Source organism: Sphingomonas sp. 4RDLI-65 (genome assembly GCF_049472435.1).
GTDB lineage: Bacteria > Pseudomonadota > Alphaproteobacteria > Sphingomonadales > Sphingomonadaceae > Sphingomonas.
On sequence record NZ_JBCEBT010000006.1, the window covers coordinates 12,156 to 34,404 of the forward strand.

At 66.2% G+C, this 22,249-nt stretch carries 18 protein-coding genes; 9 read left to right on the forward strand and 9 right to left on the reverse strand.

Going from position 1 to position 22,249, the window contains the following annotated elements:
- Positions 1–13: 13 nt before the first annotated feature.
- Positions 14–1,543, reverse strand: coding sequence for a F0F1 ATP synthase subunit alpha (gene atpA, locus VH567_RS13650; RefSeq protein WP_055873607.1), 1,530 nt, complete (start codon positions 1,541–1,543; stop codon positions 14–16).
- 4 nt (positions 1,544–1,547) lie between these two features.
- Positions 1,548–2,102, reverse strand: a complete 555-nt coding sequence (locus VH567_RS13655) for a F0F1 ATP synthase subunit delta (RefSeq protein WP_187505215.1) — start codon at positions 2,100–2,102, stop codon at positions 1,548–1,550.
- A gap of 316 nt (positions 2,103–2,418) precedes the next feature.
- Between VH567_RS13655 and VH567_RS13660 the strand changes: the two genes are divergently transcribed.
- Entirely contained in the window at positions 2,419–3,096 is a 678-nt protein-coding gene (locus tag VH567_RS13660; RefSeq protein WP_423326809.1) for a dienelactone hydrolase family protein, read from the forward strand.
- Between the two features lie 263 nt (positions 3,097–3,359).
- Here the strand turns inward: VH567_RS13660 and VH567_RS13665 are convergent, their stop codons facing one another.
- Complete coding sequence (locus tag VH567_RS13665; RefSeq protein ID WP_423326810.1) at positions 3,360–4,205, reverse strand: oxidoreductase; 846 nt, start codon at positions 4,203–4,205, stop codon at positions 3,360–3,362.
- A gap of 113 nt (positions 4,206–4,318) precedes the next feature.
- On the opposite strand from VH567_RS13665, the gene ada reads away from it, so the two are divergent.
- The gene (ada, locus tag VH567_RS13670) at positions 4,319–5,371 is read left to right on the forward strand and encodes a bifunctional DNA-binding transcriptional regulator/O6-methylguanine-DNA methyltransferase Ada (protein WP_423326811.1); all 1,053 of its coding nucleotides are present in this window, start codon (positions 4,319–4,321) and stop codon (positions 5,369–5,371) included.
- Here ada and VH567_RS13675 read toward each other — a convergent pair.
- Positions 5,347–6,849, reverse strand: a complete 1,503-nt coding sequence (locus VH567_RS13675) for a S1C family serine protease (protein ID WP_423326812.1) — start codon at positions 6,847–6,849, stop codon at positions 5,347–5,349. The genes ada and VH567_RS13675 overlap by 25 nt on opposite strands.
- 135 nt (positions 6,850–6,984) lie before the next feature.
- On the opposite strand from VH567_RS13675, the gene VH567_RS13680 reads away from it, so the two are divergent.
- The 3 genes from VH567_RS13680 (at position 6,985) to VH567_RS13690 (ending at position 11,697) form a co-directional block, all read left to right on the forward strand.
- A complete protein-coding gene (locus VH567_RS13680; protein WP_277983403.1) occupies positions 6,985–8,520 on the forward strand; it encodes a CpaF family protein in 1,536 nt (511 codons plus the stop codon).
- Positions 8,521–9,019: 499 nt separating this feature from the next.
- Positions 9,020–10,237, forward strand: coding sequence for a hypothetical protein (locus VH567_RS13685; RefSeq protein ID WP_423326813.1), 1,218 nt, complete (start codon positions 9,020–9,022; stop codon positions 10,235–10,237).
- A 2-nt stretch (positions 10,238–10,239) separates the two neighbouring features.
- The gene (locus VH567_RS13690; protein ID WP_423326814.1) at positions 10,240–11,697 is read left to right on the forward strand and encodes a hypothetical protein; all 1,458 of its coding nucleotides are present in this window, start codon (positions 10,240–10,242) and stop codon (positions 11,695–11,697) included.
- Here the strand turns inward: VH567_RS13690 and VH567_RS13695 are convergent.
- On the reverse strand, positions 11,687–11,875 hold the full coding sequence (locus VH567_RS13695; protein ID WP_423326815.1) for a hypothetical protein: 189 nt from the start codon (positions 11,873–11,875) through the stop codon (positions 11,687–11,689). The genes VH567_RS13690 and VH567_RS13695 overlap by 11 nt on opposite strands.
- A gap of 12 nt (positions 11,876–11,887) precedes the next feature.
- Positions 11,888–12,436, reverse strand: a complete 549-nt coding sequence (phaR, locus tag VH567_RS13700; RefSeq protein WP_423326816.1) for a polyhydroxyalkanoate synthesis repressor PhaR — start codon at positions 12,434–12,436, stop codon at positions 11,888–11,890.
- Positions 12,437–12,525: 89 nt separating this feature from the next.
- Between phaR and VH567_RS13705 the strand changes: the two genes are divergently transcribed.
- From VH567_RS13705 to VH567_RS13720, 4 genes are all read left to right on the forward strand, one after another.
- Positions 12,526–13,521, forward strand: a complete 996-nt coding sequence (locus tag VH567_RS13705; protein WP_423326817.1) for an alpha/beta hydrolase — start codon at positions 12,526–12,528, stop codon at positions 13,519–13,521.
- Positions 13,522–13,554: 33 nt separating this feature from the next.
- Entirely contained in the window at positions 13,555–14,757 is a 1,203-nt protein-coding gene (locus VH567_RS13710; protein ID WP_423326818.1) for an acetyl-CoA C-acetyltransferase, read from the forward strand.
- Between the two features lie 147 nt (positions 14,758–14,904).
- Entirely contained in the window at positions 14,905–18,177 is a 3,273-nt protein-coding gene (locus tag VH567_RS13715) for a TonB-dependent receptor domain-containing protein (RefSeq protein WP_423326819.1), read from the forward strand.
- A 72-nt stretch (positions 18,178–18,249) separates the two neighbouring features.
- Positions 18,250–19,251: a 2OG-Fe(II) oxygenase gene (locus VH567_RS13720; protein ID WP_423326820.1), complete on the forward strand. Its 1,002-nt coding sequence runs from the start codon at positions 18,250–18,252 to the stop codon at positions 19,249–19,251.
- Here VH567_RS13720 and alr read toward each other — a convergent pair.
- From alr to VH567_RS13735, 3 genes are all read right to left on the reverse strand, one after another.
- Positions 19,244–20,272 carry an alanine racemase gene (gene alr, locus VH567_RS13725; protein ID WP_423326941.1) on the reverse strand — a complete coding sequence of 343 codons (1,029 nt, stop codon included), beginning with the start codon at positions 20,270–20,272 and terminating at the stop codon, positions 19,244–19,246. The genes VH567_RS13720 and alr overlap by 8 nt on opposite strands.
- Positions 20,273–20,374: 102 nt before the next feature.
- Entirely contained in the window at positions 20,375–21,154 is a 780-nt protein-coding gene (locus VH567_RS13730; protein WP_423326821.1) for an ABC transporter ATP-binding protein, read from the reverse strand.
- Positions 21,145–22,113, reverse strand: coding sequence for a FecCD family ABC transporter permease (locus tag VH567_RS13735; RefSeq protein ID WP_423326822.1), 969 nt, complete (start codon positions 22,111–22,113; stop codon positions 21,145–21,147). Before VH567_RS13735 ends, VH567_RS13730 begins: the two co-directional genes overlap by 10 nt.
- Positions 22,114–22,249: the final 136 nt, after the last annotated feature.

Here is a 22,249-nt window from a genome sequence, read left to right on the forward strand (position 1 = left end):
AGAGGGAGTTTACTTAAGCGAAAGTCTTCGCGAACGCTTCGAGCGCTGCCTTCAGCTTGTCCTTCGCCTCGTTACCCAAGTCGCGGGTATCGCGGATCAGCTTCAGCACGTCGGCATGGTTCGCACGCATGTCGGCCAGCAGCGCCTGCTCGTAGCGGGTCACGTCGGCGACGGGCACCTTGTCGAGGTAACCGCTGGTGCCGGCGAAGATCGACACGGTCTGCTCCTCGAACGGCAGCGGCGAGAACTGCGCCTGCTTCAGCAGCTCGGTCAAACGTGCACCGCGGTTGAGCAGCTTCTGCGTCGACGCATCGAGATCCGACCCGAACTGCGCGAACGCCGCCATCTCGCGGTACTGCGCCAGCTCGAGCTTGATCGAGCCCGACACCTTCTTCATCGCCTTCGTCTGTGCCGCCGAACCGACGCGCGACACCGACAGGCCGACGTTGATCGCCGGACGCACGCCCGAGAAGAACAAGTCGGTCTCGAGGAAGATCTGGCCGTCGGTGATCGAGATCACGTTGGTCGGGATGTACGCCGAAACGTCGCCCGCCTGCGTCTCGATGATCGGCAGCGCGGTCAGCGAGCCGCCGCCGTTCGCGTCCGACATCTTCGCCGCACGCTCGAGCAGGCGGCTGTGCAGATAGAACACGTCGCCCGGATACGCTTCACGGCCCGGAGGACGACGCAGCAGCAGCGACATCTGGCGATAGGCGACTGCCTGCTTCGACAGATCGTCGTAGCAGATCAGCGCGTGCATGCCGCGATCGCGGAAATACTCGCCCATCGCGACGCCGGTGTAGGGTGCGAGATACTGGAGCGGTGCGGGGTCCGACGCGGTCGCGGCGATGACGATGGTATATTCCATCGCGCCGTTCTCTTCGAGCGTCTTGACCAGCTGTGCGACGGTCGAGCGCTTCTGGCCGATCGCGACATACACGCAATACAGCTTCTTCGACTCGTCGTCGCCGGCATTGGCGATCTTCTGGTTGATGAACGCGTCGATCGCGACGGCGGACTTGCCGGTTTGGCGATCGCCGATGATCAGCTCGCGCTGGCCACGGCCGACGGGGACGAGTGCGTCGATCGCCTTCAGGCCCGTCTGCACCGGCTCGCTGACCGACTGGCGCGGGATGATGCCCGGTGCCTTCACTTCGACGCGGCTGCGCTCGGTCGTGTGGATCGGGCCCTTGCCGTCGATCGGGTTGCCGAGGCCATCGACCACGCGGCCGAGCAGCTCCTTGCCGATCGGCACGTCGACGATCGTGCCGGTGCGCTTGACGATGTCGCCTTCCTTGATCTCGGAATCGCTCCCGAAGATCACGACGCCGACATTATCGGCCTCGAGGTTGAGCGCCATGCCCTGCACGCCGTTCGAGAATTCGACCATCTCGCCGGCCTGGACGTTGTCGAGGCCGAAGATGCGCGCGATGCCGTCGCCGACGCTCAGCACCTGGCCGGTCTCGCTGACCTGGGCCTCGGTGCCGAAATTGGCGATCTGATCCTTGATGATCTTCGAGATTTCTGCGGCGCGGATATCCATTAGCTTAGCCCTTCATCGCGTGCGCGAGAGTGTTGAGACGCGTCTTGATCGACGAATCGATCATCTGGCTGCCGACGCGGACGACGAGTCCACCCAGCAACGATGGGTCGACGCTGAGGTCGACGGAAACTTCACGGCCGACCCGCTGGCGGAGCTGATGCTTCAGCTCGATCACCTGCTCGTCGGTCAGCGGATGCGCAGACGTCACCTCGGCCGCGATCTCGCCGCGATGCTGCGCGGCAAGTGCGCGGAAAGCCTTGATGATCTTCGGCAGTGCGCCCAGCCGGTGGTTCTCGGCGAGCACGCCAAGAAAGCTCTTGGTGGTCGCGTCGACACCGAGTTCGTCGGCGACCGCGGAGACCGCCTTCACCGCGGCGCCACGCGACACCATTGGGCTGACCGTCAGATTGCGGAAGTCCTCGGACTGCGCGAGCGCGTCGCGCACATTCGCCAGGCTCGACTCGACCGCGTCGATCGTCTTCGCGTCACGCGCGAGTTCGAACAGGGCCAGCGCATAACGCCCGCCTAAGCTCGCCTGAATACCGCCGGATGTCTCCACGGAACCTCTATCCTCGCCTGCAACGAATAACCGACCCAAAGGAAGAGAGGGCGCGAAAGCACCTCTCCTGGGACGCGGCGCGGTTAGCATCGGGTTGTCGGATTGGCAACCCGGCGGGAGGGTCGGGGGGACGGGTTTGTGACTGTTTTGTCATTCGTGTCGAGGCGGCCACCCTTCCTATGTCATCCTCGCGAAGGCGGGGATCGATATCTCCGGACCCAGCGCTTTCGCCGCACGGCCTGCCACTATGGGTTCCCGCCTCCGCGGGAATGACGGTATTGGACAGGCCTTACGACCAATCGACGAGGACTGAAGAATGACCGGCACGATGGAAACGATGACGATGTCCGACGGCGCGAGCGTCGCGGTCTATCACGCGCAGCCGACCGGCGAACGCCGCGGTGGCCTCGTGCTGGTGCAGGAGATCTTCGGCGTGACCGACCACATCCGCGATCTCTGCGACGAATATGCCGCCGACGGTTACGAGGTTCTAGCGCCAGCGCTGTTCGATCGCGAGCATCCCGGTTTCGAGGCGGACTATTCGGGTGACGGTCTCGCCCGCGGGGTCGAGCTCGCACGCCAGCTTCACCCGTTCGAGCTGTCGCTGAAGGACGTCCAGACCTGCGTCGACACGCTCGCCCCCGCCGGGCCGGTGTTCGTGGTCGGCTATTGCTATGGCGGCTCGGTCGCGTGGTTCGCCTCGACCAAGCTCACCGGCGTTGCGGCGGCAAGCGGTTATTACGGCAGCACGATCCCCGCCGCGGCGGACGAGGAGCCGAAGGTGCCGGTGATCTTGCACTTCGGTCGCCACGACCACGGTATCCCGATGGAGGGCGTCGAGCAGGTCATCGCGAAGGATTGGCCGAACGCGACGGTGTATGTTTACGAAGCGGGCCACGGGTTCAATTCGGACCGGCGGAAGGATTATCACGAGCCGAGCGCGGATCTGGCGAAGGCGCGGACGCTGGAGTTGTTCCGCGCCAACGGCGGCTGATCGCTCCCTTCCAGTTTCGCGCCACCCCGGCGAAGGCCGGGGCCCAATTGGCAAGGTGGCAATAATTGAGGGATGCGCTCCGTTAGCGACGTCCCCCAATTGGGCCCCGGCCTTCGCCGGGGTGGTCGCTCTGGCGGAAAGCCTCGGCGCAGGCTAGCGCTACAAACGTGAAAGCAGCCCCCGCCGCCTTGTTCTCCCGCGAAGGCGGGAGCCCAGTCTGGGTCCCCGCCTTCGCGGGGAAACAATGCGTAGCGCCTCCGAGATTACTCCCCCGGAAAATCGGCACCAAGGCTGTCCGCCTTATGTACCTCGATCTCCTTCAACCGCTCCGCCAGCTTCGTCGTCACGGCATCATACCCCCAGGCGCCCAGAACCAAATGCCGCGGCGGGTTCGCGTTCTCGGTCAGCGCGATCATCGCCTCGCCCGCCCGCACCGGATCGCCGGCCTGTGTCCCGCTCACCTCACGCGTACCATCGAGCCGCTTGCCCGCCGTCTCCGCATAGTCCGCGATCTTCACCGGCGTCTGCTTCAACGAACGCCCAGCCCAATCCGTCCGGAACGGCCCCGGCTCGACGCAGGTCACATCGATCCCAAGCGGCTTGACCTCGGCGAGCAACGCATCGGACCAACCCTCGACCGCATGCTTCGACGCGGCATAATAACCCGAGCCGGGGAACCCGACCTGACCAGCGACCGAGGTGATGTTGATTACATGCCCGCTCTTCTGCGCGCGCATGATCGGCAGCACGGCGCGGGTCAGTGCAAACAACCCGAACACGTTCGCATCGAACTGCGCGCGGATCTCGGACTCGACGCCCTCCTCGACCGACGCCTGATAACCATAGCCCGCATTGTTCACGAGCACCTCGATCCGCCCGAACTTGGCCTTGGCCTGCGCGACCGCATCGTCGATCTGCGACTGGTCGGTCACGTCGAGCGACACCGCCAGCGCACGATCCTCGACGCCCTCCGCGAGATCGGCGACGCGGTCCGCATCCCGCGCGGTGACAACGGCACGCCAACCGCGCGCGAGGACGAGCTTGGCGAGTTCGCGACCGAACCCGGTCGAGCAGCCGGAAATGAACCAGACGGGCGTGTCGGAGGCCATGAGACATCTTTCGTTATGGGGTATGCGCAAGAGAACGGCCGGGTCGGCGATTGGCTCCGCTTTGACCGCAAGCCACGGGATGCACGCGCGGCGACAGCGCCTATAACCACGCGATGACCACCGCCCCTCCCCTCGACGACGACACCGCCTGGACCGCGTTCGAGGCCCGCGAACGCGCATGGGACGGCCGGTTCGTCGTCGGCGTGAAAACCACCGGCATCTACTGCAAGCCAAGCTGCCCCGCGCGCCACCCCAAGCGCGAGAACGTCACCTTCCACCCCGACCCAGCCAGCGCGCGCGCCGCCGGCTTCCGCGCGTGCCTGCGCTGCACGCCCGACGAAGTCGGCCGTGACCGCATCGCCGTCGCCGCGGCCGTCGCGCTGCTCGAAGCCGCCGAAGACCGCCTCTCGCTCGACGCGGTTGCGGCCAGAGTCGGCTACGCGCCGCACCATTTCCACCGCCTGTTCAAGCGCGCCACCGGGGTCACCCCTGCCGCCTACGCTCGCGCCTTGCGCACCGGACGCGCGGCAAACGCCCTGTCGGAGGACTCGACCGTGACCGAAGCGATCTACGACGCCGGCTATTCCGCCCCCAGCCGGTTCTACGAGGCGGATGCGAAACGGCTCGGCATGGCCCCCAGCGCCTGGGCCCGCGGTGGTGAAGGCGTCACGATCCGCTGGACCACCGCCGACACGAGCCTCGGCGCACTGTTCGTCGCCGCCACCGACAAGGGCCTCTGCCGCGTCTCGTTCGACGAAGACGCAGACGAACTCCACCGCCGCTTCCCCAACGCCACGATCGAGCCCGGCGACGCGGCGCTTGCGGACCTAGCTGCGCAAGTCGTCGCGGCGGTCGAATCCCCTGAGCGCGACCAGGACCTCCCGCTGGACGTCCGAGGCACCGCCTTCCAGGAAGCGATCTGGCAAGCCTTGCGGACCATCCCGATCGGCGAAACCCGTACCTACAGCGAACTCGCCGCACTCGCCGGCCGCCCAGCCGCAGTCCGCGCGGCCGGCACCGCCTGCGGCCAGAACCCGGTGTCGATCGTCATCCCCTGCCACCGCGCGCAGCGGATCGGCGGCGCGCTCGGCGGCTATGCCTACGGGCTCGATCGTAAACGGGCGCTACTGGCGACCGAAGCTCAGCGCGCCGATTTGCAGGAATAGACGAGCTTCTCGTTCGGCAGCGGCGGCAATACCGCACGCACCGCCGCCTGCTGCCCGGCAAGCCGCGCCAGCGCAGCATCGTCCATGTTGCAGACGTTGGGCACGACACCGCGCGCGGTCCGCGCCGCGGTCATCCCCGCCGCCGACAGCAGATAGCGCGTGTTGGAATAGACGCGCGTCGCCGGATCGAACGACAGGACGGATACGGTCTGCTCGGCGTCGGGCACCAGCACGCGATCCCATCGACCGTTCGCCTCGACATATTGCGTCTTGCCGTTGACGCAGCCCTTCGCCCCCCAGTCGATCGGCACGTCGTCGCTGGACGATATCGTGATCCGGCTGCGCTCGGGGATGAGCGTGCACATCAGCTTGCCGAGCGCCGCATTGGGCGTCGAGATCCGTGTCTTGGGCAATGCGGACAGCGGTACGTCGACCTCACCCGAGGGCCGCAACACGAACACGACGATCGCGACCAGCACGCTCAGCCCGCCAACGCCGAGCGCCCACACCGCCTGCCGCCGCTGGCCCCGCGATTCGAGCAACCCCGCGCTCCCGATCACCAGCGCCCCCGCCACCAGCAGCAGCCCGGCGATCGCCATCACGTTCTCCCGGCTGCGCGACGCCTCAGTCCGCGCTTTCTCCAGCGCAACCTCGCGTGCCATCGCGTCCTGTGTCGCGGCGTCACGCTTGGCCGACGCCGCATCTGCGGTCGCCCGCGCATCCGCGTCGGCGTCCTGCCGCAGGCGATCCTCGATCGACGTGCACCCCGTCCCGATCGACGCATAAGGCTGTTTCGCATCGCGCAGGAAGCCGGCGAGCTCCGTATCCGCAATCGCGAACCCGAACGTAGAGTCACCCTCTTCGCCGCGCGTGATCGCCGAGTTCACCCCGATCACCCGCCCGCAACGATCGAGAAGAGGACCACCCGAATTACCACGCGCAATACTCGCCGTATGCAACAGCACCTCGACATTGCTCAGCACGCGGCGGCCCGAAAGCACGCCCTCCGACCGCACCGGCGTCATCGGCCGGATGTAATCCGCCGCCGACCGCGCGGTCGCCAGGTCGACATTGCCAGGGAAGCCGAGTGACACCACTGCGTCGCCCTCGCTCATCGGCCCAGTATACAGCGCGCTCGGCGGCAGGCGCGCGCCGGTGAACTCGATCAGCGCCAGGTCGCGCTGCGAATCATAGGCGATCACCTTGCCCTGGTACGACTTGGTACCCTCCGTCGGGACGATCCCGACGACGACATTGTCGGGATAGCGCTCGGCGAGATCGACGACGTGCGCGTTGGTGACGATTCGGTTGGGCGCGATCGCGAAGCCGCTGCCGTGACCGAAGCCGACCACCTGATCGTCGACCACCGCGATCGTCACGACGCGCACCACGCCGCGCCCGGTGGCGGCGATGTCGTCGGCAGACGCGGAGCTCGCCAACCCGAAAGTCAGCGCGAGAAGGAGCAGCAGGCGGATCATTCCCCAGCCTTCGGGGAGTTCTTGACCGCGATCAACCCTAGGCACTCATGAGACGACATCCACCATTCCGGTTTGGTTAGCGAATTATCAAGCCTTCGCGCCTAACCCGGTACGCACTTATCCGGGGATTTGGGCATGAGTGCATTCGGGCGTCGTAATGGCATGAGCGGGGGGCAAGCGGCCCGGCCCGCATTCGGCGTCGCCCGTCCCATGCAGGGCGGTGGCCCCGCGCCGCGGTCCGAGCCCGAGGGCGGCTCGCAATTCCCGCCGATCGAATCGCTGCCGATGCCCGGCGAATCCGACGGCTTCGGCCCCGGCACGATGCCCGGCACGCAGATGGACGCGATGCAGCGCCTCTCCGACCGCCAGAACGCAAGCGGCGAGGCCGGCAACAGCCGTGTCGAGGGTTTCGAACAGTCGATCCACAAGATCAAGGAACAGGTCCTCCCGCGCCTGCTCGAACGCGTCGATCCGGAGGCGGCCGCGACGCTCGGCAAGGACGAACTCGCCGAGGAATTCCGCCCGATCATCGGCGAAGTGCTCGCCGAGCTGAAGCTGACGCTCAACCGCCGCGAACAGTTCGCGCTGGAAAAGGTGCTGGTCGACGAACTGCTCGGGCTGGGGCCGTTGGAGGAGCTGCTGGCGGATCCGAACATCACCGACATCATGGTAAACGGCCCCGAACAGACCTATGTCGAGCGCAAGGGCAAGCTCGAACTCGCGCCGATCCAGTTCCGCGACGAGGAGCATCTGTTCCAGATCGCGCAGCGGATCGTGAACTCGGTCGGGCGTCGCGTCGACCAGACTTCGCCGCTCGCCGATGCCCGCTTGAAGGACGGCAGTCGCGTCAACGTGATCGTCCCGCCGCTATCGCTGCGCGGCACCGCGATCTCGATTCGTAAGTTTTCCGCCAAGCCGATCACGCTCGACATGATGGCGGGGTTTGGATCGATGTCGCCGAAGATGGCGACCGCGCTGAAGATCGCAGGGGCGTCGCGGTTCAACGTGGTGATCTCGGGCGGTACCGGCTCGGGCAAGACGACGATGCTCAATGCGCTGTCGAAGATGATCGACCCCGGCGAGCGCGTGCTGACGATCGAGGACGCCGCCGAACTTCGCCTGCAACAGCCGCACTGGCTGCCGCTCGAGACGCGCCCCGCCAATCTGGAGGGTCAGGGCGAGATCTCGATCCGCGATCTCGTGAAGAACGCGCTGCGTATGCGGCCTGACCGGATCATCCTGGGCGAAATTCGTGGCTCCGAGTGTTTCGACATGCTCGCGGCCATGAACACCGGGCACGACGGCTCGATGTGCACGCTCCACGCCAACTCCCCGCGCGAGGCCTTGGCCCGCATGGAGAACATGGTGATGATGTCGGACATCAAGGTGCCGAAGGAAGCGATCTCGCGGCAGATCGCCGACTCGGTCGAGCTGATCATCCAAGTGAAGCGCCTGCGCGACGGTTCGCGACGGGTCACCAACATCACCGAGGTGATCGGCATGGAGGGCCCGGTGATCGTCACGCAAGAGCTGTTCAAGTTCGAATACATGGACGAGTCGGCGGACGGGAAGATCCTGGGCGAATACCGCTCGATGGGGTTGCGGCCGTATACGCTGGAGAAGGCCAAGCAGTTCGGGTTCGACCAGGCGTATCTTGAGGCGTGCCTGTAGGGGAAGCACTCCTGCTCTGAGCCTATCTCTTCCGACCGCCACCACCCCGGCGAAGGCCGGGGCCCAAGTGGAGAGGTAGCAGTAACGGAGCGCCGTCCGCAGTTATCGCCGTCCTCCAATTGGCCCCCGGCCTTCGCCGGGGTGGGGCATTTTTCGGGCAGTGCGCGTGTTTCGCGGCCGCGATACTCGGGAGAGTTGCCCGGTTGATTTCGACAGTCTCGTCCCCCTTTTGCCGTCCTCACACAAAATCCCCAACGATCCTCCTCTGCCAGGGAGAGGATCCCCGATCTGCTTTGACGCATCAAACAAGAGAAGAATGTTTCCCCGCGAAGGCGGGGACCCAGACTGGACTCCCGCCTTCGCGGGAGAACAGGGTAGTGCGGACTGTCGCTGGAACTCGACAACGGCCTTGCGGCGAGGCGATAAGTACCTTCTTCGATACGCGCGCGCACCCGCCCCCGCTTGTACCCCGCTCCCGACTCGCTAGGGACGGCCCCACATGCGCCGCGCTCTTCTCACGCTCGTCCCGCTACTCGCGGTCCTCATCGTCTCCGCGCGCGAGCCCGCCGCGCCGACACCCGCCATCTCCCCCGCCGCCCGAGACCGCGGCACCTACCACCTCGCCACCGACGCCGAAGCGCGCTGGGTGCCGTTCGATCTCACCCCCGGCAACCAGGTCCGGTTCACGATGCAGCTCGATGGCCGCGACGTGACCGCGATCCTCGACACCGGCGTCAGCTACACGTTGCTCGCCAAGGCCTCCCCCGCCGTCGATACCACCAAGCTGGTCGCAGGCGGCAGCGCCACCGCGATCGGCGGATCGGTCGCACTCGGCTGGATGCCGACACGCACGATCGCGCTCGGCGGCCTCGCGCGGACCGGTGGCGGCGTAACGGTCGCAGACCTCCCCGCGATCGCCACCGGCAGCGCCGACGCGGTCGACCTGCTCGTCGGCGCGGACATGCTCGCCGGTCACGCGCTCGACATCGACTACGCCGCGCACCGTTTCCGCCTGCTCCGCTCGGGCCGCCTGCCGTTCAAGGGCGCGACCGCCCCCTTGCGCGTCTCGACCGAACGCAGCGTCTACGAAAGCGCGATCACGCTCGGTAGCCGGCGGCTGGCTCCGGTCGTGGTCGATACTGGCGACGGATCCTCGATCACCGTGACCGCCCCGGGCTGGCAGGCGGCGGGCCTGAAAACCCTGCGCACGACGACCGCGATCGCGTTCGGGCTGGCAGGGCCGGCGGTGAGCGGTCTCGCGATCGCCCCCGAACTCCGCCTCGGCGAGATGGTCGCGCGTTCGGTCGAAGTCCGCATCGAACCCGCGGGCGGCTTCTCGCAGTCGATCGGCACCGCCGGCCGGATCGGCTCGGGCTTCCTCCAGAATTACCGCGTGCTGCTCGATCCCGGTGCGCGCCGCATGGTGCTCAGCCGCGGTGCCAAGGCCGACATCCCGCCGCTCCGCTCGACCAGCGGGCTGCTGGTGGGCGTCGAAAAGGACCGGCTGAAAGTCCTCCACGTCATGCGCGGCGGCCCCGCCGAGGCATCCGGCTGGAAGGACGGCGACATGATCTGCGCGATCGACGGCGCGCCGATCCCCGCGGACTATCCGACCAACCCGATCGCATCCTGGTCGGCCGGAGCGCCCGGCCGCGTCGTCGCGCTCGGCCTGTGCGACGGCACGACACGCCCCCTGACTCTCGGGAATTTCTATTGACCTTGCGTAACCGCTGGGCGCCCGCGCTGATCCTGCTGCTGGTCGCGCTGGCGATCCGCGCCTGGGATTTCGGCAATCCGGTCATCAAGGTCGACGAGCAATATTACCTGCTCGGCGGCGACCTGATGCTGCGCGGTGCGGTGCCGTTCATCGACATCTGGGACCGCAAGCCGCTTGGGCTGTTCGTGCTGTTCGCAGGCATCCGCATGCTCCCCGGCAACGGCATTCTCGCCTATCAGCTGCTGGCGACCGCCTGTGCCTGGGCGACCGCACTCGTTATCGGGCGCGCGGCGAAGGCGATCGGTGCGAACGATCGCGGTGCGCTTGCGGCAGGCGCGGCCTATCTCCTCGGCATCTCGCTGGTCGGCGGCGGCGGCGGCCAGGCGCCGGTGTTCTACAATCTGCTGATGGCGGCCGCCGGGTTGCTGACGCTGCGATTGCCCGCAAAGGCCGCGGCCGGTCGCACCGGCGCGATCGTGGTGAGCGGTATCGGCGCATGCCTGCTCGCGGGCATCGCGATCCAGCTCAAATACACGCCGATGTTCGAAGGCGCGTTCTTCGGCGTCGCGCATATCTGGTTCTTCCGACGCGCGGGCGGATCCTGGGCAAAGCTCGTGCCCGCCGCGGCGATCTGGGCGCTGATGGGCCTTGCCCCGACGCTCGCCGCGATCGGCTGGTATCTTGCCAAGGGCCCGACAGCGTTCGACGCGTTCTGGTTCGCCAATTTCGCCTCGATCACGCTGCGGCGCGGCTATCCGGCGGGGCAGCTGGCCATGCGGCTGCTGGGGATCGCGGGACAGCTGTCGCCGCTGCTGATCGCGACCGCCCTGACCTGGCGTGCACGCGCACGGGGCGGCGTGGCCTCCGAGACGATGGTCGTCGGCTATGCATGGCTGGGCTCGGCCCTGGTTGGATTCTTCGCGATCGGGACGTTCTTCGATCATTATGCGCTGCCGCTGGTCGCGCCGCTCGCGATCCTCGCCGCACCGACGCTCGGCCGGTCGATCCGCATGCTGGCGCTGGCGATCGCCGTGCCGGTGGTCATTCTGGTCGTCGAACGCGTGGTCAATCGAAATGATTCGAAGGGTGCCTATCAGGTCGCCCGCATCGTCGAGGCGAACAGCGGCGGCGAATGCCCGTACGTCTTCATCGGCGACACGATCACCTATCACCTCGCGCACGCCTGCGTGCCGACGCCCTACGCCTTCCCCAACATGCTCGCCTACGCGACCGAGCAGGGCGCCACCGGGATCGACGAAGCCGGCGAAGTGCGCCGCATCCTCGCCGGCCGCCCGCCGGTGATCGTCACCTCGGACCGGCGGCTGTCGGTCTGGAATCCCGGGAGCCTGCATGCCGTGAAGGCAATCTTGGCGCGCGACTACCGCCCGGTCTTCACGACGCCACGCAACAAATGGCACACGATCGTCTATCTCAGGAACGACCGGCCGTTCAGGTCTTGAATGCGAGACCTACGGTGACGGCGAGGGCGATCAGCGCCAGCATCTGCACCGTCGGCCAGTCGACCCACCCGACCAAATCCGGATCGCGCCGCCTTCGCCTGCGACGCTCACCGAACCCCGCGACGATGGCAAGCGCGGCTAGGCCGCCACTCGCACTCCACAACACCGGCACCCCCATCAGTCCAACCGATCAGCCGAGCTTCTCGACCTTTTCCTGCAGCTTCGCGAGTTCGGTGCGCAACGCCGCGATCTCGTCGTCCTTATTGGCAGCAGGAGCAGGACTTGTGGCGGGCGCGACCGGCGTCAACGCCTGCGCCGCAACGTCGAACATCGCCAGGTTGCGCTTGGCGATATCCGCGAACGGCGAATTGGCGAACGCACCTTCGACCGCCGACTTGAACTGGTCGTGGTTGCGGCGAAAGCTGTCCATCGACGCCTCCAGATAGCCCGGCACCATCGTCTGCATCGAATCGCCATACATCGAGATCAGCTGGCGCAGGAAATTGACCGGCAGCATCGTCTCGCCGCGGCTTTCCTCCTCCATGATGATCTGGGTGAGGACGTTGTGCGTGATGTCCTCGTCGGTCTTCGCATCGACCACCTTGAAGTCGCGGCCTTCACGAGTCATCGTCGCGAGATGATCGAGCGTGATGTAGGATGAAGTCTCGGTGTTATAGAGTCGCCGATTGGCGTATTTCTTGATGATGACGATTCCGTCGGCAGCCGGTTGCTTCTTCATGGATCCCCCGTCTTATGTTTGAAACGGAGGCTACAGTCTTTGATGACGCACCGCAACACGGTCCGCAGCATGGCCCAAGGCCCTTACCCTTGTTCCTGTCCGTGCTGCGCAGCGAGACCGCAGCATTCCCTGACCGGATGGCGCGCGCGCTAGCCGGCTTGCGCGCCTACCAAGTGGCGCCCCGAGAGCGACGGCCCGATCCGAAGCCCGCGATCCACCGCGCCGGGCGCGTGTCGTTGCGCGATTACGGCGGCACCGGACGCCCCGTCGTGTTCGTGCCGTCGCTGATAAACCCGCCCGACATCCTCGATCACGCCGCAGAGACTTCGCTGTTGCGGTGGATCGCCGGACAGGGATTCCACGCGTCGCTGGTAGATTGGGGAACACCCGGCACCGACGACCGCGACCTCGACCTGGCGGCGCATGTCGAGCGATTGCTGGTCCCGCTGTTGCAGGTGTTCGACGAACCGCCGGTCGTGGTCGGCTACTGCCTCGGCGGCACGCTGGCGCTCGGTGCCGCCGCCATCATGCCGCTCGCGGGCGTAGCGACGATCGCCGCACCGTGGCACTTCAGCGGCTATGGCGAAGGCCGCCCCGCACTCGCCGCAACCTGGGCCACGGTCCAGCCCGCCGCGGCGATGCTCGGCCTCCTGCCGATGGAAGTCCTGCAAGCCGGCTTCTGGCAACTCGACCCCGCGCGGACGATCGCCAAATACGAAGCGTTCGCAGACCTCGCTCCCGACAGCGATGCCGCGCGCGCGTTCGTCCGGCTCGAGGATTGGGCGAACGCGGGCGCCCCCCTCCCCTACGCCGCCGCCGCGTCGCTGTTTGAGGACTGCATCGCCAACGACCTGCCCGGCAAGGGCGGCTGGGTCATCGCCGGCACGCCGATCGATCCGCTCGCGCTCGCCTGCCCGACCGTCGAGTTCGTATCGCTCAGCGACCGCATCGTTCCCGCCGCCACCGCGATCGGGCTCGCCGACCGCCGCGATCTGGGCGCAGGCCATGTCGGCATGATCGTCGGCCGCTCCGCCCGCACGCGCCTCTGGGAACCGCTCGCCAACTGGATCGCCGCGCTCGACTGACCTACATGGGGTCCAAACATAGAGGATCCTGACATGACCGACCCACGCCCGACCGCCCCCCTCCCCGGCGACGTCGTCATCACCGCCGCCAAGCGCACCCCCGTCGGCAGCTTCCTCGGCGCGTTCGCCACCACGCCCGCGCACGAACTCGGCCGCATCGCGATCGAAGCCGCGCTCGAACAGGCGGGCGTCGCAGGCGAAGACGTCTCCGAAGTTATCCTCGGCCAGGTCCTCACCGCCGCGCAAGGCCAGAACCCTGCGCGCCAGGCCTCAATGGCCGCTGGCGTGCCAAAGGAAATCCCAGCGTGGGGCGTCAACCAGGTCTGTGGCTCGGGCCTCCGCGCGGTCGCCCTCGCCGCCCAGGCGATCCAGACCGGCGACGCAACCATCGTCGTCGCAGGCGGCCAGGAATCGATGTCGCTCTCCGCGCATGCACAATCGATCCGCGGCGGGCAGAAGATGGGCAACCTTGCCCTCGTCGACACGATGGTCAGCGACGGCCTGACCGACGTCTTCAATGGCTATCACATGGGCATCACCGCCGAGAACCTCGCCGAGCAATACCAGGTCACGCGCGGCGAACAGGACGCCTTCTCGGTTGCCTCGCAGAACAAGGCGGAAGCCGCACGCGGCTCGGGCCGCTTCAAGGACGAGATCGCGCCGGTCACGATCAAGGGCCGCAAGGGCGACACCGTGGTCGCCGACGACGAATACATCCGCGCCGGCGCGACGATCGAGAGCGTCTCAGGCGTGAAGCCCGCGTTCAAGAAGGACGGCACCGTCACCGCCGCCAATGCCAGCGGCCTCAACGACGGCGCCGCCGCGCTGGTGATGATGCGCCGCGACGAAGCCGAACGCCGCGGCTCGACCATCCTAGCCACGATCAAGAGCTGGGCCTCGGCTGGCGTCGACCCGTCGATCATGGGCATCGGGCCCGTCCCCGCCACGAGGCGCGCGCTGGAGAAAGCCGGCTGGTCGCTCGTCGACCTCGACCTGATCGAAGCCAACGAAGCCTTCGCCGCGCAGGCCCTGTCGGTCGGCAAGGAACTCGGCTGGGACGCATCGAAGGTCAACGTCAACGGCGGCGCGATCGCAATCGGCCACCCGATCGGCGCCAGCGGCGCGCGCGTCCTGACGACGCTGATCTACGAAATGCAGAAGCGCGACGCGAAGCGCGGGCTGGCCACCCTTTGCATCGGCGGCGGCATGGGCATCGCGATGTGCATAGAACGGTAAAACTTATTACCAGTTGTTGCATCTTTGTAACACGAGACGTTCAATAATGGCGCCACGTTCATCATAGCGTAATAAACCGTTGCGTGGCCGCCCCCCCCGCGTCACTTTGTGGCCATCACGGCACAAATGCCGAAACGGGGGATTTTCATGAACTTATCACGCCTTTTGGGTGCGACCGCGCTGGTTGGCGCTTTGTCGCTTCTGCCGAGCCTCGCCGTTGCGCAAGCCGTTACCGACGCGAACTCGCCGCCGGTGAACGCAGATGGCACCACGCCGACCCAGACCGCACAGGGGGAAAATGCCGGGACGGAAGAAATCCTGATCACGGGATCGCGCATCCGCCGCGCAAACGACGAGTCGCCCAATCCGATCACGACGGTCACCGCCGCTGACATTTTCTCGTCGGGGCGCGTTTCGGTTGGCGACGTTCTCAACGACCTGCCGCAGCTGCGCAGCACGGTCAGCTCGCAGAATTCGACGAGCGGCCTCGGTGTTCGCGGCCTCAACCTGCTCGATCTTCGCGGTCTCGGCACTTCGCGCACACTCGTTCTGGTGAACGGCCGACGCCACGTCTCGTCGGAGATCATCAACAACGGCAACAGCCCGGACATCAACACCTTCCCGACCGACTTGATCGAAAAGATCGACATCGTGTCGGGCGGCAATTCGGCAGTTTACGGGTCGGACGCGATCGCGGGCGTCGTCAACTTCGTCCTCAAGGAAAATTACGACGGCCTCGATCTGCACGGCCAGACCGGCGTCAGCAAATATGGCGATGCAGGCAACCAGTATCTGTCGGCAGTCGCCGGCAAGAATTTTGCCGACGGTCGCGGCAACATTGCCGTCAATCTCGAATATGCTCATCAGCAGGACTATTACGCCTCGGGTCGCCCCAATCTTCGTCAGAACGACGCTTTCGTCATCGTCGATACGGATCCGGCAGGCGCAGTGAACGGATCTGACAGCATTCCTGATCGCGTCTTCATCCGCGATATCCGCTCGACGACGATTTCGACCGGCGGCCAAGTCGGCATCCGCTACGCAAACACTGCGACTGCACCATGCGGTGTGGATTCAGTGGGTAGCTCGTTCACCTGCGCTTATCTGTTCCAGCCGGGCGGTGCGCTAACCCCGCAGACTGGCACCCGCGTCGGCCTGGGGCCGAACGGCAGCTATGTTGGTGGGAACGGGTATATCGGTCGCGAAGGCCAGCTGCTCGTGCTGTCGCCGGAACTCAACCGTTATGCTGCCAACCTGATCGGCCATTTCGAGATCAGCCCGGCACTCGTGCCGTTCATCGAAGCCAAATATGTCCGCTCGGAAGCCCGCGGTTCGCAGAGCGGACCCTTCTTCTCGCAGGGGCAGACGCTCGCCGACGGCATCTCCGTCGCCGGCTTCAACGATCGGTCCTACGTTCTCACCAACCCGACCGGCAATGGCCCCGTCAACCGCGAGGGCATTCGTCTCGACAACCCGTATCTCGATGCTGGCGCACGGGCGACGCTCGCAGCGCAGCTGACGGCAGCGGTGAACTCGGGCGTCAATCCGAACACCGGTGCCGCGTTCGGCACGACTGCGACCGGCATCGCGCTGCGTAACGCCACCTTGGCGCAGATCGCAGCCGGAACGTTCCGCTTCTCGTCGCGCCGCAACTATGTCGATCTCGGCATCCGTGACGAAAACATCCGGCGCGAGACCTACCGCATCGTCGGCGGGGTCCGTGGCGATTTCAACACCGACTGGCATTACGAATTGTCCGCCAACTACGGCGAACACCGCGAACGCAATGTCATTCAGGGCAATATCAACCGCCAGCGCTTCCTGCTCGCCAACGATACCGTCCGCAATGCATCGGGCCAGATCGTCTGCCGCTCGCAGGTCACCCCAGCCTATGCCGGTACCGACCGGGCAGGTAACCCAGCGGTCTTGGCAGCCGACGTCGCGGCCTGCGTTCCGCTCAATCCGTTCGGCGACGGATCGATCAGCCAGGCGGCTCGTCAATATCTGACCGTTTCGACCGAAGCGACCGGCAAGGCGACCCAGTTCCAGGGCATGGGCTTCGTATCCGGTGATCTCAGCCAGCTGTTCGAACTTCCGGGCGGTCCGATCGCGTTCTCGGTGGGCGGCGAATATCGTCGCGAGACGCTGTCCTATGATCTCGATCCGGTAACGCAGGCCGGATACGCGTTCTACAACGCGATCCCCGCCTTCCGCTCGCCGGCATTCGAGGTGAAGGAAGCGTTCGGCGAAATCTCGATCCCGCTGATCAAGGACGTTCCGCTTCTGCAGGAACTGACGATCAACGGCTCGGGTCGAGTCGCGGACTACAAGGGTTCGGTCGGCACGGTTTATGCCTATGGCGGCGGTGTAAACTGGCGTCCGATCCGTGATCTGATGGTGCGCGGTTCGTATTCGAAGTCGGTGCGCTCGCCCTATCTTGGCGACCTGTATTCGGCCCAGAGCCAGAACTTCACGCCTGCACCGAACGATCCCTGCTCGGCCCGCAACATAGGCACAGGTTCGGCTACCCGTGCAGCGAATTGCACCGCCGCCGGTGCTCCCGCTGGTTATGACTATGTCTACAACTCGTCGCTGGAGATCATCAGCGGTGGCAACCCGCAGCTAGAGGCGGAAACCTCGAAGTCCTATACGATCGGCGGCGTGTTCCAGCCGCGCTTCCTGCCGGGCCTTTCGATCTCGACCGATTACTACAACATCACGGTCGACAAGGTGATCTCCGCGGTTGCCGCGCAGAACATCCTGAATCTCTGCTACGACTCGCCAACCCTGAACAATCCGTTCTGTGCCCTGTTCAAGCGCGCAGGCGCCGGTGGCGGTCCGCGCGGTGAAATCCCCTTCCGTGTTCTCGAAGGCTCGTTGCTGCAATCGACTGCCAACTTCGCCAAGCTGAAGGCGACCGGCATCGATACGAACATCGCCTACAACCACCGCTTCGGCTGGGGTGAAGTATCCGCCAAGGGCATCTGGACTCATGTGATCCAGCGCGACAACTTCACCAATCCGGCTGATCCAAGCTTCAAGAACACGATCACCGGCGAGTTGGGCGATCCTTCCGACCAGTTCAACATCACCGCAGACGTCAAGATCGGCAAGGTCTCGTTCGGCTACTCGGTACGCTGGATCGACAAGATGTACCTGAACACTTTCGAGGACTATAACTCGGTGAATGGTCAGGCGCCGCAGAATGCCGACTATGCAACGATCGAAAAATACCCGGCCGTCACCTATCACGATATCCGTGCCGGAGTTGACGTGACCGAGCGCTTCAACATGTATTTCGGTGTGAACAACGTCAGCAACAAGCTGCCGCCGTACGGTCTCACGGGTGTCGGCGCAGGCAGCGCGATCTATGACAACCGCGGTCGGTTCGGCTATATCGGGGTCACCGCTAGATTCTGAGCAATCGGAACGGCAAGTTTAGAAAAAGGGTCGAGGAAACTCGGCCCTTTTTTTGTTTTCCGCGTTGGTGCTTTGCGCGCTCCATCTGATACGAAACCGGGCATGACACAAAGCGCTGCATCCAAGGCTCTGCACCTGGTTTCGATCGGCCAAGCACCGGAAGCCCTTGTAGTTTTGAACACCGGCGTAGAGCGCGGTGACGTCGATGCAGTGATGCAATTGGCGGTATGGTATCTCGCTGGCGACATCGTTTCCCGGGACCTCGCCAAGGCTCGCACGCTATTGGCCAGGGCCGTTTCGATCGGTCATGTCGATGCCGCGCTGATGGAGATCGCGCTGACGGCCAACGGTAGCGGCGGCAAGGCCGACTGGCCGGCCGCTCTGGCCCTGTTGCGAACCGCGGCACGAAACGATCCGATCGCGCTGGAGCAATTGGCGCTGCTCGAGGCGATGGCCATCGATGTTGCGGGCGCGCCGATCGCTTTGCCGGCGCAGGAGATACTGAGCGCTTCGCCCGATGTGATCCGTTTTCCAAAATTTTTCACCCCTGCGGAATGCGCACATCTTGCCAGCGTCGCGGCAACGATGCTGGAGCCTGCCCGCGTGATCGATCCGCGCACAGGTCGCTGGATCGCGCATCCGATCCGGACCTCGGACGGGACCGCGATCGGGCCTGCGCGCGAGAATTTGGTCGTTCGTGCGCTCAACCAGCGCATTGCGGCCGCAAGCGGAACGAAGATTGCTCAAGGCGAACCGCTCACGATATTGCGGTACCGACCAGGGCAGCAATACCGGCTGCATCTGGACACGATCCAGGATGCCGCGAACCAGCGCATCGCGACCGTTCTGATCTATCTGAACGAGGGTTATGGCGGCGGCGAAACACATTTCCCCGCAAGCAACCTGACGATCACGCCCCGCGGCGGCGATGCGATCGTCTTCCGGACGCTGACCCGGGACGGCGCGATCGACCAATCCAGCCGGCACGCCGGATTGCCTGTAGTGCAAGGGGCGAAATGGCTGGCCACGCGCTGGATCCGCGCAGAGCCAATCGATCCGTGGACTATCAGCTAGTCGTCCACGCCCGCTCGAACCGCTGGCCAAGGCCGGTGAGCAGCTCATATTGCGAAAGCCCCGATGCGGTTGCGCTGGTGGGCAGGGCGTAGTCCAACTCGATCCAGTCGCCCTCCGCCAGATCCCGGGCCGCGTCGATGTCGATCGCAACCAGATCCATCGACACCCTGCCGAGGACGGGCAACACCCGGCCCGACGCGAACGCTGCGCCGACATTAGTGAAATGCCGTCGATAGCCGTCCGCATAGCCCAGGTTCACGATCGCGACCTCGGTATCTTCCTCGGCGGTCCAGAGTGCGTTGTAGCCGACGCTGTCGCCCGCATGGACGCGACGGCGTTGCAGGATCTGTGCCTCGGGGCGAACGACCTGCCGGATCGCGCTTAGTTCGTTCCGGGGAACGCCGCCGTAGAGCGCGAGGCCGGGACGGGTGAGATCGAACGCATAGCCGTCGAGCGCGATGCCTGCGGAGTTGGCGAGGCTCATGCGCTTCGCCGATGTCGCGCCTGCGAGTGCGGCAAACCGGTCGCGCTGGACCGCGTTCATCGGCGAGTCCTCGTCGGCACAGGCCAGATGGCTCATCAGCGTCTCGATATCGAGGTGGTCGAGCAGCCCGCCTGCGATGTCGTCCGCGGACACGCCGAGGCGGTTCATGCCGGTGTCGACCATCACATCGCACGCACCGCCGCCTGCGGCTTTCCAACGGGCGACCTGGGTGGGCGTGTTGAGGACCGGACGGGCGAAGCCGGTGGCCGCGGCGGGCATGTCCTCGTCGCGGACGCCGTGGAGGACGGACACGGTCAGGCCCAGCGGCGCGAGTTCGGCGGCTTCCTGCCAGTTCGAGACGAAGAAGTCGCGGCAGCCGGCGTCGGCGAGGCGGCGGGCGACTTCGATCGCGCCGAGACCGTAGCCGTTTGCCTTCACCGCCGCGCCGCAGGCCGCGGTGCCGCTCATGCGGTCGAGCGTGCGCCAGTTCTGGACGAGGGCGTCGCCGTCGAGGCGCAGGCGAAGGGGGGCGGGAATGTCGATCACCCGGCGCGGGATAGTGAACCGGGCCCGGCGCGTCGATGATCTTTCACCTCGCCGACCCCGGCTTAGCCTCGATCCACCGGGCGTGTCGCTTGGCTAGCCGATCTCGACGCGCCCGACCGGGACCAGCAACCGGCGGCCGCCATCGTCGAGCGGCGCTACGCGGACGCCGAACACGCGCGCGAGCGTGTCCGCGGTCATCACCTCGGCGACCGGACCGAACGCAACGATCCGACCGTCGGCGATCAGCAGCGCGTCGTCCGCCGCGCGCTGCGCCTGGACGAGGTCATGGAGGACGATCGCGACCCCTGCCCCGCTGGCGGGATAGGCGCGCAGGCGGGCGAGCAGGTCGATCTGGTGAGAGGGGTCGAGGCTGGCGAGCGGTTCGTCGGCGAGCAGCCAGCGGGGTTCGCCTGCGAACACGCGCGCCAGCAGGACGCGGGCGCGCTCACCGCCGGAGAGTTCGCCGACCGGGCGATCGGCGAGGTGCGCGGTCTCGGTATCGTGCATCGCGCGCTCGACGGCGGCGTGGTCTTCGGGCGATGGCGCGGCATGCGCGCCGAGGTGCGGCAGGCGGCCGAGCGCGACGACGTCGCGCGCGACGATGTTCCAGTGGACCGTCGCGTCCTGCGGGAGATAGCCGATCGCGCGGGCGCGGGCGCGCGGGTCCATCGTCGCGACGTCCTGCGTGTCGAGCCGGACGCTGCCCGCGCTGCCACCGACGAGCGCGGCGGCTGCCTTGACCAGCGTGCTCTTGCCGGCGCCATTGGGACCGAGGATCGCGGTGACTCGGCCGGGGCGGAGATGCGCGGACACGTCGTGAAGGACGGTGCGCTTGCCCAGCTTCACGCGCAGCACGTCGACGATCAGATCCATGCGCGGCCCCGTTCCTTGACCAGCAACCCGAGAAAGAACGGCGCGCCGATCAAGGCCATCGCGACGCCGAGACGGACTTCGCCGGCGCCAGGGGCGAGGCGGACGAGGCTGTCGGCGGCGAGCACAAGCGCCGCGCCGCCTAGCGCCGAAGGCAGCAGCAAGGCGCTCGGGCGGTGGCCGAAGATCGGGCGCAGCAGATGCGGCACGACGAGGCCGACGAAGCCGATCACGCCTGTCACGGCGACGCCTGCACCCACTACGAGCCCGGTGCCGAGCACGACTAGCCACCGGACACGCCCCATCCGTATCCCCAGCGACCGCGCCGCCACCTCGCCGAGCGACAGCGCATCGAGCGAGCGGCCGGTGAGCATCAACAGGACGCCGCCGAGCAGCATCGGCGGCAGTGCGAGCTTTATGTCGGTCCAGCCGCGGTCGGTCAGCGCGCCCATGATCCAGTCGATCACCTCGGCGACCGCATAGGGATTCGGCGCGATCGAGATCAGGAACGCGGTCAGCGCGCCGGCGAGGCTGGCGAGTACGGTGCCGGCGAGGATGAAGGTGATCGCGCTCGGCGACCGCCATGTCAGCGCGGCGAGCAGCGCGACCGCGCCGCCTGCGCCGAGCATCGCGGCGACGAAGATCGCGGGTCCCGAACCGAGGCCGAAGATGATCGCAGCGACTGCGCCAAGTGCTGCGACCGACGATATGCCGACGACGGCGGGGTCGGCGAGCGGGTTGCGGAGATAGCCTTGCAGGACTGCTCCCGACAGCCCGAGTGTGGCGCCGAGCACGAGGCCGAGGACCGCGCGCGGCAGGCGGAGTTCGAGGATGATCCACCAGCGCGGGTCGCTCGAGAACCAGGCGTCGAGCGGCACCCAGACTTTGCCGCAGCCGAGCGACAGGCCGAACAGGAGGATGACCAGCAGGCCGAGCCCGATGAGTTTGGGCGTGCGGGTCATCAGAACGCCTCCTCGCTCATACCAAACACCGCCGCCACCCCGGCGAAGGCCGGGGCCCAATTGGGGGACGATCGTGACGGCGTGCAGCGCTCCATTATTTCCACCATTCCAATTGGGCCCCGGCCTTCGCCGGGGT